At 66.5% G+C, this 12,386-nt stretch carries 9 protein-coding genes; 2 read left to right on the forward strand and 7 right to left on the reverse strand.

The window, feature by feature from the left end; translation table 11 throughout:
• Positions 1–63 precede the first annotated feature (63 nt).
• Positions 64–2,853 (reverse strand): TonB-dependent receptor, encoded by a 2,790-nt coding sequence (locus J7528_RS13285; protein WP_291875057.1) that lies wholly within the window; start codon positions 2,851–2,853, stop codon positions 64–66.
• Positions 2,854–3,050: 197 nt separating this feature from the next.
• Here J7528_RS13285 and J7528_RS13290 point away from each other — a divergent pair, with 197 nt between their 5' ends.
• The gene (locus J7528_RS13290) at positions 3,051–4,130 is read left to right on the forward strand and encodes a phytase (RefSeq protein WP_291875059.1); all 1,080 of its coding nucleotides are present in this window, start codon (positions 3,051–3,053) and stop codon (positions 4,128–4,130) included.
• On the opposite strand, the gene J7528_RS13295 is transcribed toward J7528_RS13290, so the two are convergent.
• The 3 genes from J7528_RS13295 to J7528_RS13305 form a co-directional block, all read right to left on the reverse strand.
• Positions 4,127–5,491: a sulfatase gene (locus tag J7528_RS13295; protein ID WP_291875061.1), complete on the reverse strand. Its 1,365-nt coding sequence runs from the start codon at positions 5,489–5,491 to the stop codon at positions 4,127–4,129. The two genes, J7528_RS13290 and J7528_RS13295, sit on opposite strands and share 4 nt — an antisense overlap.
• A gap of 94 nt (positions 5,492–5,585) precedes the next feature.
• Positions 5,586–8,261 (reverse strand): TonB-dependent receptor, encoded by a 2,676-nt coding sequence (locus tag J7528_RS13300; protein ID WP_291875063.1) that lies wholly within the window; start codon positions 8,259–8,261, stop codon positions 5,586–5,588.
• A gap of 333 nt (positions 8,262–8,594) precedes the next feature.
• Positions 8,595–9,623, reverse strand: a complete 1,029-nt coding sequence (locus tag J7528_RS13305) for a LacI family DNA-binding transcriptional regulator (protein WP_291875065.1) — start codon at positions 9,621–9,623, stop codon at positions 8,595–8,597.
• 44 nt (positions 9,624–9,667) lie between these two features.
• Here J7528_RS13305 and J7528_RS13310 point away from each other — a divergent pair, with 44 nt between their 5' ends.
• Positions 9,668–10,663, forward strand: coding sequence for a formylglycine-generating enzyme family protein (locus tag J7528_RS13310; protein ID WP_291875066.1), 996 nt, complete (start codon positions 9,668–9,670; stop codon positions 10,661–10,663).
• On the opposite strand, the gene J7528_RS13315 is transcribed toward J7528_RS13310, so the two are convergent.
• From J7528_RS13315 to J7528_RS13325, 3 genes are read right to left on the reverse strand one after another with little or no spacing between them, the layout of a single operon-like run.
• Positions 10,660–11,115, reverse strand: a complete 456-nt coding sequence (locus J7528_RS13315) for a S41 family peptidase (RefSeq protein ID WP_291875068.1) — start codon at positions 11,113–11,115, stop codon at positions 10,660–10,662. The genes J7528_RS13310 and J7528_RS13315 overlap by 4 nt on opposite strands.
• Complete coding sequence (locus J7528_RS13320; protein WP_291875069.1) at positions 11,016–11,822, reverse strand: hypothetical protein; 807 nt, start codon at positions 11,820–11,822, stop codon at positions 11,016–11,018. Before J7528_RS13320 ends, J7528_RS13315 begins: the two co-directional genes overlap by 100 nt.
• Positions 11,823–11,882: 60 nt before the next feature.
• Entirely contained in the window at positions 11,883–12,368 is a 486-nt protein-coding gene (locus tag J7528_RS13325; protein ID WP_291875073.1) for a GAF domain-containing protein, read from the reverse strand.
• Positions 12,369–12,386: the final 18 nt, after the last annotated feature.

Genomic DNA, 12,386 nt, shown 5'->3' on the forward strand with positions numbered 1-12,386 from the left:
AGCGGAGGGCGCGTAAAGCGCCCTCCTTCGGAGTTTGAAGAGCCTGCGGACAGGCTCCGGGGACTACCAGGTCTTGGAAACCGAGAAGCGGAACTCGCGCCCGAACAGCTCGTAGCTCGAGATGTTGAAGCCATCCGACTTGCGGCGGTTGATGTTGGCCGGGCTGGTCAGGTTGGCCCCGGCCAGCGCCACCTGGACGCCGTTGCCGAAGGTGTAGCCGACGCGGGCGTCCACCGACTTGCGCGGGTCGCGATAGGTGTCGAGGTCGGGATTGGCGCCGAACGCGCTGCTGGTCGCCTTGCCCTGGTAGGAATAGGCGACGCGGGCCTGGAAGCCGCCACGCTCGTAATAGCCCTGCAGATTGAAGATCTTGTCGGCCTGATTGAAGAACGGCACGTGGCCGTCCGGACGTCCGGGCACGACGATCTCGACCTCGGAGTCGATGAACGAGGCGTTGGCATAGACACCCAGGCCGTCGAACGGCGCGGGCAGTTCCTTGAAGTCCTTCTGCACGCCCAGCTCGATGCCGCGGATGAAGCCCGGCTTGGCGTTGGCGACCGTGCTCTCGACGTAGTTGTCGTAGGTGACGGTCTCGAACTTGTGGTTCTTGTACTCGTTGCCGATGGAGTAGACGGCGTTCTCGACACGCTTGTGGAACGCCCCGACCGTGACCGAACCCGAATTGTCCGGGAAGTAGTAGGCCAGCGAAGCGTCGAAGTTCAGCGCCTTGTAGGGCTTGAGGTTCGGGTTGCCGATCTCGACCGAGGCGTTCAGCTCGACCTTGTTGTTGGTGCGGTCGTAGAACTCGCTGACCACCACCGTCGAGATGGGCGCGATGTCGGTATAGTCGGGACGGCCGATATTGGTCGTGACCGAGGCGCGCAGCTGCCAGGCCTTGGCCATGTCCCACTTCATTACCGCGGCCGGCAGCACGTTGGTGTAGTCGTGCTGGCGCGAGATATCGATGATGTCGCTGGTGCGGAACGGCACCTCGGAGAGGCGCGAGCGGCCCGCCGGGGTGTTGGGGTCGGCCGACACCTGGGCGACGAAGCCCTGGGCGAAGATGTCCGACTTGGTCTTCTCGACGCGAACGCCGGTGGTGACGCTGAAGTCCGGCGTGAAGTGCAGTTCGCCCATCACATAGCCGGCGAAGATGTCTTCGTTCAGCTTGTAGTCGTTCTCCATCGAGTTGGCCGCCGCGCCGGCCGCGTCATAGGTGAAGTAGCTCGGATTGGCCTGGAAGAAGGCCTCGTAGCCGAAGCGGTTGGGAGCCAGCAGCGACAGGCCCGACACCGGCTGATAGGCCTCGCCGCGACCATCCTCGAAACGCATGAAGAGGTTGGGCGCGCTGGCCAACGTCGTCTTCGGGCCGGTGAACTGGTAGCGGTAGTCGGTGTCGTCCACCGACTTGTCGCGCGACAACACCTTCAGGCCGGTGCGGAACTCCAGCTCGCGGCCGCCGATGTCGCCGTTCCAGCTCAGGTCCAGATTGCCGGTATAGGTCTCCTCGATGACGGTCGAGGTGACGCCGCGCAGGCGGTACATCGTGTTGAAGGCCGGGTCCTGGAAGGTCAGGCCGCCCGACAGCGCGGTGTTGTAGCCGGTCGGTCGCAGCAAGCCTTCGCTGGTGCGGGCGAAGGTGATCGCCGGGGCCTCGGTCGGCAGGGCGCCAGTGGTGTCGGTGATCGACTCGAAGTAGCGCTGGTAGGGGTTCAGTTCCTTGGCGGTCGTGTAGTTCAGGTCGCCGACGATCTTCCAGCCCTTGCCGAAGCGGCGCTCGCCGCCGACGACGAATTGCTGGACCGGACGCTCCTGGACCTCGACGCGGTTCTCCATCTGCGCGCGGTAGCCGGCGAAGCCGAACTCGGTCTGCGAGGTCGGGTTCAGGATCGGACGGCGCACGGCCGGCGCGGCGACGGCCCGGCCCTGCTGGCCGCGCAAGGTGATCTGCGGCCGCGTGCGGTCGTCGTTGTACTGGGTGAAGAAGTAGCGCGCCCAGGCCTTGGTGTCGTCGTTAGGCCGCCACTCGACATTGCCCGAGAACCCGTAGCGCTCCTTCTCGCCGATGGACTCGGCGTAGACGATGCTGGTCGGGAACAGGTAGTGGGCCGGATACCCGGCGACCGCCTGCGAGCCCGACGACGTGTACTGCTGCGAGGTGTACTGCTTGAACCAGTATTCGCCGCTGACGAAGACGGCGAACTCGTCATTGGCGCCGAAGCGGTCGCTCATCGACAGGTTGGCCGCGTAGATCTTGCTGTCCTTGCCAAAGTCGTTGTAGCCGGCCTCGGCGCTGGCGTTGATGTAGCGGCCGGCATGGTCGAAGCCCGTGGGCGTGACGATGTTGATCGTGCCGCCGATCGACTGGCCGTCCATGTACGGCAGCGTGACCTTGTGGATCTCGACGCGCGACAGGGCGCTGGCGCTCAGCACGTCCAGCGGCGCGGCGCGGCCCGACTCCCCGTCGGTGTCCGAGACGGCGATGGTCTGGCCGTTCATGGTCACGTTGTTCAGGATCGGGTCGGCGCCGCGGATCGAGACGTAGCGCCCCTCGCCCTGGTCGCGGATCAGATAGACAGAGGTCAGGCGACGCAGCGCCTCGGCGATGTTGGTGTCGGGCAGCTTGCCCACGTCGTCCGCCGACTGCACCTCGACCAGATTGTCGGCCGACCGCGTGATTTCACGGGCGTTGGCCAGGCCCTTGCGGAAGCTGCTGACGACCAGCGTGTCGACGGTGTTTTCAGCCGTCGCGGCCGGCGCCGCCGCGGTCTCTCCGGCCATGGCCGGCGTGCAGACGCCCAAGGCCAAAAGCGAGCAGCCGCCCAGAGCCGCGAGCTTCGAAAAATGTCTCATGATCCCCTCAATCAGCGAGAAATCGCTGCGCCGCATGGATGCGCGCTTTGGGGAAGACGCAGACCGCTCGGCCTCGTGAGTGAAGCTTTTATGAAGTTGCACACAGGCACAGAAAGCCGTGGCGCACTCGATTTTCAGCTCATATGAGGGAAAAACACGCCGTCACATTCACGACATCATGATCATGGGGAGCCACGATGCCCGCATTGCGAAAACTCGTCTCTATATCGGCCATTATTCTATGCGCATGCGCCATCAATACTAATATCGCGACCGCCAATCCCGACAACAAACCCGCCGTCGAGACCTTCGAGATCCAGGCCGTGCGCGAGACGGTTCCGGTCGCTTCGCCGGGTGACGCGGCCGACGATCCGGCCATCTGGCGCAACCCGGCGGACCCGACCAAGAGCCTGATTGTCGGCACCGACAAGGAGTGGGGCCTGCACGTCTACGACCTGTCGGGCGCCCTGCTCGCCTCCGCCCCCGCCGGCCTGGTGAACAATGTCGACCTGCGCGCCGACGTGCTGATCAACGGCAAGCCGGGCGTGCTGGTCGCCGCCACTGACCGCAGCGAGGACCCCAACGGCAAGCTGGCGCTCTATGCGCTGGAGACCTCACCCGTCGGCCTGCGCCACCTGGGCCATCCGCGCGTCGAAGGCGATGGCGTGGGCGACGTCTACGGCTTCTGCCTGTGGCGGCGCGCCGCCGACCAGGTGTTCGCGATCATCGCCTACAACAATGGCGACGTGCGCGAGTACGCGCTGAACCTCACCACCGCCACGCCCACCGCCAAGCTGGTCCGCGACGTCCGCCTGGCCACCCGGACCGAAGGCTGCGTCGTCGATGACCGCACGGGCCTGCTCTATGTCGGCGAGGAGCGCCACGGCATCTGGCGCATGGACGCCGCGCACGACAGCAAGGCCTCGCCCGTCCTGTTCGCCGCCGTGGACGGCGTGCGCCTGATCCCCGACATCGAGGGCCTGGCGATCATACCCGAGGGCAAGCGCGGCGGCGTGCTGATCGCCTCCAGCCAGAACGACAACGCCTATGTCGCCTACGACCTGGAGACCGGCCGCTACCTGCGGCGATTCCGGGTCACGGGCTCGGGGACCGTCGATGGCGTCACCGACACCGACGGCCTGGAATTCGCCCCCGGCGACTTCGGCGCCCCGTTCCAGGATGGCCTGTTCGTCGTCCAGGACGGCGACAACAGCCCCGACAAGCAGAACTTCAAACTGATCCCCGGCGGGGCGCTGAAGAAACTGCTGCCCCGCTAGTCGTGCGTCGCCTTCGGGGCGCTGGCTTTCTGGAAGAACGGCGGGATCCCTTTGCGGAACCCGTCGAACTTCCCTTGCGCCTCGGCCAGCCGCTGCTTCATCTCGGCGACCACCTCCGGATGGCGCTCGGCGACACTGTAGCTCTCGGACGGATCAGCCTCGATGTCGTAGAGCTCGTCATAGCCGCGCTTGGAGAAGTCCTGGATGCCGCCGCGCCAATGGGCCTTGGCGACGAACTTCCAGCGCTGGGTGCGGATGCCGACGATGTCCTCGTTGTTGAACAGCAGGATGGCGTCGTGCGGCGAGGCCGCGCCTTTCAGCAGGACGTCGCTGACGTCCTTGCCGTCCAGCTCAACCCCAGCCGGCGGGGCGTAGCCGGCCATGGCGCAGAAGGTCGGCAGGAAGTCGATGGCCGACAGGATGGCGCTGGTCTTCTTGCCGGCCGGCACGTGCCCCGGACGCCAGGCCAGGAACGGCACGTGATAGCCGCCGTCATAGGCCGCCCCGCCCTTGCGGTCGCGCAGCGGCCCGCTGGAGCCCTCGAACCACGGGCCATTGTCCGAAGTGAACAGGACCAGCGTGTCCTCGGCCAGGCCCAGGGCCTTCAGCTTGGACAACACGCGGCCGACGATGCCGTCGATCTCGCGCACGAAGTCGCCGTACGGTCCCTGGATGGTCACGCCGTCATAGTTCTTGGACGGCACGGCCGGCAGGTGCGGGGCGCTGAGCGCCAGCTCCAGAAAGAACGGGCGGTCCTTGTTCTGCTCGATGAACTGCTCGGCGCGGGCGACGAACAGCTGTTGCAGGTCGTGTAGGTCGACGTCCTTTCCCGGGACCTCGTCCGGTCCCTTGATGTCGAACACCTGCAGCGGCGCCATATCGTGGCTGTAGGGGATGCCGTAGAACTGGTCGAAGCCGTGCTTGGTCGGCGGCCACCAGGGGGCGGTGTGGCCCAGGTGCCATTTGCCGATCAGGGCCGTGGCGTAGTCGGCCTTCAGCGCGTGGGCGATGGTCTTCTCTTCCAGGGGAAGGCCGCGCTCGTCGCCGATCAGGATCACTTCCCAGGCCAGGCCCGTGCGGATCGGGTAGCGCCCGGTCAGCAGGCCTGCCCGCGAGGGCGTGCACATGTTGGCGGCGGCGTAGTAGCTCTGGCCGGTCAGCCCCTCCTCCGCCATGCGGGTCAGGGACGGGGTCGGGATCTTGCCGCCGAACGGCTGGACGTCGCCGAAGCCTAGGTCATCACACAAGATGACAACGAAGTTGGGCTTACGCGGCGGTTTCGCGCCGGCGACCTTTGGCAGGGCCGAGACAGCCGCCGCCACAGCGCCGGCATTCAGAAGATTACGTCTGTTCAGGGCCATGGAAGGTCTCCCGAGTGATAGCCAAAAGGGCGCCGCGACACCGCACGCGGGGGAGCGATGAACGGTGTCGCGGCGCGTGTCAGCGCGGATTCCGTCAGTAACGGAAGCGCAGGCCCGCGCTGAACAGCCGGTCGTTCTTGACGTGCGAGAGCAGGCGCTCCTTCACGGTCTGGTAGGTGTAGCCCTCGACGCCGTTCAGGTTCAGCGCTTCGAAGGTCACGGTCAGGCGCTCGTTGACGTCATAGCTGGCCGAGGCGTCCAGCTGGCCCACGGCCTTGGAGAAGATCGGCGAACCGGCGACGGTGCCGGTCAGGAACTTCGAACGCCAGTTGTAGGCCATGCGGGCCGAGAACCCGTACTTCTCGTAGAAGGCCACCAGGTTGTAGCTGTTCTTCGACAGGCCCTCGAGCGGCAGGGTGTCACCCGTGAACGGATCGGTATTCGGGGTAGTGCTGTCGATGAAGGTGTAGTTGGCCTGGACGCCCAGGCCGTCCAGCGGCGACGGCAGCTCGGTGAAGCTGTGCTGCAGGCCCAGTTCGAAGCCCTGCACCTCGCCGCTGTTGCCATTGCGCGGACGGCTGAGACGGAAGTCGTCGCGGCCCGGGAATTCCTTGTTCACGATGGTGATGTTGACGATCTCGTTGGCGATGAAGGCCGAAACGTCCTTCTTGAACACCGCGATCGACAGCAGGTCCGACGGGCGGAAGTACCATTCCAGCGAGGCGTCGTACTGGGTGGCCCGGAATGGATCCAGGGTCGGGTTGCCCGAGCTGGCGGTCTGGAAGCCGTAGTTGATGCTGGTGGCGGCCTTCAGCTGGTCGGCGGCCGCGCGGGCGATCACCTTGGCGGCGGCCAGGCGCAGCACCAGGTCGTCGGTCAGGTTCACCTTGAAGTTCGCGCTGGGCAGGACGTCCGTGTACTTGTTCGGGTTGTCCTGCCAGGTCAGCGCGCCGGTCTTGTCGGGCAGGAAGGCGAACGAGTGGGAGTCCGTCTGGACCACTCGCACGCCGATATTGCCCGACCACGGCTTGCTGGTGATATTGCCCGACAGGTTGGCCTGGACGTAGCCGCCCCAGGTCTTTTCCTGCACGTCGTAATAGGTGGTGATGTTCTTGGCGATCGGGACCGACAGGCCCCAGGCGCTCATCAGCTGGTCCAGGCCCGGACCGTTGACGAAGCTGGAGGCATAGCCGGCCCAACTGCGCGGCAGGTCGCCGCCCAGGCCCGACAGGAAGTCGTTGCCGGTGGTCAGCGTGCCGGTGAAGGCGCCGGCCATCTGGCCCTGCATCGTCGAGACCGGGGTGTTGGTGAACTTGTTCGACAGCGAGTCGTCGTTCTGCTGGGCCAGGGTGCGCTTGGCGTAGCGCACGCCGCCCTTCACCGACTCCAGGATGCCCTTGTCGACGTCGTACTTGGCGTCGAAGCGGACGGCGTCCTCGTTGTTGGCCGTGTGGCGCGACTGCGGGACCACCGTGTTGACCTTGTAGTTGGAGAGGTCATTCAGGTTGAAGCTGGGCAGCTTGACGCTAGGCAGGTCGGCGCCGCTGGCGAAGTCGTAAGCGATCGTCGTGGTGCTGTTGCCCACCAGGGTCGGATAGACCACCAGCGGTACGCGGTTGCGGCCGCGCGCGATATTGGCCTTGCCGGTCACCTGCAGGCGATCGCTCAGGTCCCACTTCACGTCCAGCTGCGAGGTGTAGTTGGTCTGGTTGGTCGGCTCGACGAAGTTGTTGGTCAGCACATTGCCGTTGTTGACCGTGGCCGAGATCAGCGTGCCGTTCTCGTTGCGCTTGAAGACCGTCGTGTTGGCGCGGGCCTTGTCGACGTCCAGGCGCAGCAGGCGGTAGTCGTTGCGGTACTTGAAGCGGTTGTAGCTGTTGGTCCAGGTGAACTGCAGCGTCGAGGTCGGCGCCCATTGCAGCGTACCGACCGCGCCCAGGCGCTTGCGGTCCTGGGCCTGGCTGACGCTGCGCAGCTGGCGCGGACGCCACACTTCGTCGGGAGTCAGCGGGCCGCTGGTCGCGGTCTGGGCCACGCCGTCGCCATTGATGTCGCCCAGACCCACGCGGTCCCAGGCCAGGACGTCGAACTCGTCCGAGCGCATCTTGCGCTCTTCGTACGAGACGTTCAGCAGCGCGCCGAAGCGGCCGATGCTGGTGTCCCACTTGTTGGAGACCAGGCCTGACAGGCGCGGATACTTGGCGTCGCGGAAGTCGGCATAGCCGCCCTGCACGCTGCCGGTGATCGTCAGGCCGTCCAGGTCCAGCGGCTTGCGGGTGACCAGGTTGATCGTGCCACCCAGGCCGCCTTCGATCATCTCGGCGCTGGGCGACTTGAACACCTGCAGTTGGCCGAACAGTTCCGACGGGATGCTTTCGAACGACACGGCGCGGCCGGTGCCGTTGCCGGTCAGGGTCGAGCCGTCCAGCTCGAAGCGGATCTGGGTCAGGCCGCGGATGGCCACGCCCGAGCCCTCGCCGTTCGAGCGGCTGATCTGCACGCCGGTGATGCGCTGCAGGGACTCGGCGATGTTCTGGTCGGGCAGCTTGCCGATGTCCTCGGCCGAGATGGCGTCGACGATCTGGGCGGCGTCGCGCTTGACGGCCACGGCGTTGGCCAGCGACTTGCGGATGCCGCGCACCACGATCTCCTCGACCGAGGTATCCTGAGGAGCGGCGGCGGGCGCGGCCTCCTTGGCCAGGGCCGGGCCGGCGGTCACCAGGACGGCGGCAGAGCCGAGCAGCAGCCTGCGGATGTTCTGAGTAGTCATCTAGTTCTCCCCGATCTTGTTGTTCTGGCCATCGCCTTGAGTTGGCGGCCTTACGCTTGGACACAGGTCATCGCGCGACGAACTCGCCTATTGGCGATCGCCTGAGCGGTCTGTTTCAGGAATGGGATTGCGGGTGAGCGCCGACCGGCGGTCCGTACTGGCGCCTATGCGGCGGCTGCCTTCACCACATCTTCTCCCCGCACCTCGTTCGTCTGTTATCGACGAGAAAACATGACATCGATGTCAGGTCAATCAAAAACACTGACATCGTTGTCAGGTTACCAGACAGTCGCATGACGCGAGACCGTCTGTTTAGGGCAAAAGGCTTGTGACTTAAGGGTTTGCCAGCACCGCGACGCTGTCGCGTTCGACCAGACCGTGGGCCAGGCAATGGCCGCCGCTGGCCGCTTCGTCGCCCGGCGGGGTCAGCAGCAGGTCGACGGCCATGGCCCCCATCTCGATGACCGGCTGTCGAATCGTGGTCAGGCCCGGCGAATAGATCTGGGCCGCCGGGGCGTCGTCGAACCCCACCACCGACAGGTCGCCGGGCACGCTCAGACCCTGCTTCGAAGCCGCGACGATGGCGCCGAAGGCCATGGCGTCGTTGGCGGCGAAGATGGCGGTCGGCCGCCCCTCGCCGCTCAGCAAGGTCCGGGCGGCGTCCTGGCCGGAGGGAAACTGGAAGTTGCCGTCGACGATCCAGTCCTCGCGCGGCGCCAGGCCCCGCTCGGCAAGCGCGTCGCGGAAACCCTCGAAACGCAGCCGCGCCGAGCTGTGGGTCGCCTGCCCCCGGATGAAGCCGATGTCGGTGTGGCCCCTGTCCAGCAGGTACGTGGTCATCTCGTGGGCCGCCGCACGCTCGTCGATATGGACATAGGGCGAGCGCTCCGGATCCCGATCCGGCGAGATCCGCACATAGGGGATGTCCAGGTCGTCCAGGACCTTCAGCACCTCGGCGTTGTCGCACAGCGGCGGGGTCAGCAGCACGCCGTCCAGGCGCAGGGCGGTGATGCTGGCCGTCAGCTCGGTGGTCCAGTTGACCGCCTTGATGTCGACCGGCTCGACCACCAGGTGACAGCCGCGCAGCCGCGCCCGCTTCAGAGCGCCCAACTGAACGTCGCCGGCATAGTGCGAACTGGGGTTATCCAGGACCAGGCCCAGCAGGTACGAGCGCGAGCCCGACAGGCTGCGGGCGGCGGCGTTGGGGCGATAGTTTAGCGCCTTGATCGCGGCCAGGACCTTCTCGCGGACCTCCTCGCGCACCCAGCGCTCGCCGTTATGGACGCGGGACACCGTCTTGGGCGAGACGCCGGCATACTCGGCCACGTCCTTGATGCTGGCCCCTTTGGTCCGTTCCGTCACACGCCTGCTCTCAACCCTTTGGCCCGAAGGCCCCTGCGCCTGCAATGTCACGAGACGACATCGAGGGCATTATTGACATCGATGTCAGTGACCTGAATATCCACGCCATGCAAGTCGTCCCGCCCATCGACGATCATCCCGGAATGCGGCTTGTGCGTGGCGGCGGCTTCGCGATGGGCTCGGACGACTTCTACGCCGACGAGAAACCGGTTCGCCGCGTGACCGTCGGCGATTTCCTGATGGACGCGACGCCAGTCACCAACGCCCAGTTCGCCGCCTTCGTCGCCGTCACCGGACACGTCACCCAGGCGGAGATCGCGCCGGATCCGCGCGACTATCCCGGAATGCATCCGGACGACGCCGTCGCCGGCTCGATTGTGTTCGTGCCTCCGCCGGGTCCGGTGCAGGTTCCTGGCCCGCCGGTGTGGTGGCAGTTCGTCCACGGCGCGGACTGGCGGCGTCCGCAGGGCCCCGGCAGCGACCTGACCGGCCTCGAGGACCACCCCGTCGTCCATGTCGGCGTCGAGGACGCCCAGGCCTATGCCGCCTGGGCCGGCAAGGTCCTGCCGACCGAGGCCGAGTGGGAATACGCCGCGCGCGGCGGGCTGGACGGCGCGACCTATGCCTGGGGCGAGGACCTCGAGCCCGACGGTCAGCCGATGGCCAAGATCTGGGCCGGCGACTTCCCGCACCGAAACCTGGCCCCGCCGGGCCTGGAGCACACCGCGCCGGTCGGCTCCTACCCCGCCAACGACCACGGCCTGTTCGACATGATCGGCAATGTCTGGGAGTGGACCGCCGACTGGTACGCCGCCACGCCGCCGGCCGCCAGCTGCTGCGGAACGCCGGCCAAGGTCTCGGCCGAAGACAGTGTCGACGCCGCCTCCCCCACGCCCTGGACACCGCGTCGGGTGATCAAGGGCGGCTCGCACCTGTGCGCGCCCAGCTACTGCCAGCGCTACCGCCCCGCCGCCCGCTTCGCCCAGCCGATCGACACCACGACCTCGCACCTGGGCTTCCGCTGCGTGGTGCGGCTTTAGCGCTTGAGCGCTTCCAGGGCGGCGACCAGCACGGGATCGTCCTTCCGCGCCCGGCCATCCAGGGCGACGGCGACATCTGGCGACACGCCCTGCCCCTCCAGCCGCCGACCGCTCGCGCCGAGGAATGCGCTGACCGGAACCATGATCGAGCCGCCGTCCGGCATCGGATAGGTCTCGGCTTCTTCCACTGCGCCTTGCGTCCGCTGGCCGACCAGAACACCGCGCCGATGATGCTGGACGGCGTCGGCCAGCACCTCGGCCGCGCTGGCCGAACCGGCGCCGACCAGCACCGCCAGGCGTCCTTTGAAGACCTGCCGCCCAGGCTTCGAAATCAAAGGCTTGCGGCTACCAGCTAGGCTGTAACCGACCTCCAGCTTTCGCTCGAACAGCGCGCCGGCGAAGCGCTGGAGCTCGACGACGAAGCCGCCGCTGTTGCCCCGCAGATCGAGCACCACAGCCCCGACGCCCATGGTTTCCAGCCGCTCGATCGCCCAGTCGATACTGGCCTGATCGGGTGGTCGAAGCGCAGATAGAAGACGCCCGGCGACAACTCCCGGAACTGTCGTGAGGCCTCGGCCTTCTCGGCTCTGTAGAGGAAACTCACCCGCTGAGGCGATCCGCCGACGGCTTGAAAAACACCGTCAAAACTCATGACGCCGCCACCAACCGGGCGGCGATACATCTCGACCATCATCGCGCCCGGACCGATACCGGCCTGCTGCAACGGCGAGCCTCCGTCGACGACGATGACCGGCATCCCTTGAGCGCCGAACTTGAATTGGAAGCCCAAGCCGTCCCGCACCTCCCCTTCGGCGGCCAGCGGCGGAGGTGTGGCGGCCACCTTCTTGACGGCGACCGGATCAACCGGTGGATTGGCCCCGACGTGGCTTCCGCCCAGCGTCTGCATCATCGGCCGCAGGACAACCCAATAGAGCTCCATCTTCGAGCCCGCCCGCGCAGCCTTGTCGCGATATTCCGCCCGCAGCTGCTTCCAGCGCGCCCGGTTTCGCTCACGGTCGAAATAGTGGCGGTCCACGGTCGTCCAGGCCGCGTCGAAAACGTCCAGATTCGTCGGCGGCCGCGACGGCGCCGAGCGCACGGCCGCTACGCCCAGCGCGAGCACCAACAGGGTCGCGCTCACGACCAACAGCTTCTTCACGCCCACTCCCCCGGCAGATGCTGCGCGCACCTTGCCCTGGCCAGTAGCGTTAGAGCAATCTCAAGTTGCGAGACGCGCCGAGACTACGTCGGCCAGGGACGACAAGGTCGCCGACAGGATCTGGTCGAACGGCCGGGGCTGCAGATCCACCACGCAGACCGTGCCCAGCAGCCAGCCATCGGCGTCGCGCACAGGTGCGCCGGCATAGAAGCAGACATACGGTGCGCCGGTCACGAACGGGTTGTCGAACACCCGCGGATCGTCACGCGTATCCTCGATCCACAGCAGGCTCCGGTAGTCCAGGCAGTGGCTGCAGAACGAGACGGCGCGCGGCGTCTCGGCGATGTCGACGCCCGCTCGGCCTTTGTAGAACTGCCGGTCCTGACCCACGAAGGTGACCATGCCGGCCGTGGCTCCGAACAGGGTCTTGGCCGCCTCGGCGATGCGGTCGAATTCCGGGTCGCGCGCGGTCTCGAGCACCGAGCTGCGGACCAGGGCCGCCAGTCGCAGCAGCTCCTCGTGGTCGGTCTGGGTCAGCATTTTCATGGGCGTCTCCTCTTGTTG

This window comes from Caulobacter sp., assembly GCF_017744445.1.
Classification (GTDB): domain Bacteria; phylum Pseudomonadota; class Alphaproteobacteria; order Caulobacterales; family Caulobacteraceae; genus Caulobacter.

Excerpts from the sequence above, each read along its gene's own strand:
- J7528_RS13310 (WP_291875066.1), top strand. The coding sequence starts at position 9,668 with ATGTCACGAGACGACATCGAGGGCATTATTGACATCGATGTCAGTGAC.
- J7528_RS13285 (WP_291875057.1), bottom strand. The coding sequence starts at position 2,853 with ATGAGACATTTTTCGAAGCTCGCGGCTCTGGGCGGCTGCTCGCTTTTG.
- J7528_RS13295 (WP_291875061.1), bottom strand. The coding sequence starts at position 5,491 with ATGGCCCTGAACAGACGTAATCTTCTGAATGCCGGCGCTGTGGCGGCG.
- J7528_RS13300 (WP_291875063.1), bottom strand. The coding sequence starts at position 8,261 with ATGACTACTCAGAACATCCGCAGGCTGCTGCTCGGCTCTGCCGCCGTC.
- J7528_RS13325 (WP_291875073.1), bottom strand. The coding sequence starts at position 12,368 with ATGAAAATGCTGACCCAGACCGACCACGAGGAGCTGCTGCGACTGGCG.
- J7528_RS13290 (WP_291875059.1), top strand. The coding sequence starts at position 3,051 with ATGCCCGCATTGCGAAAACTCGTCTCTATATCGGCCATTATTCTATGC.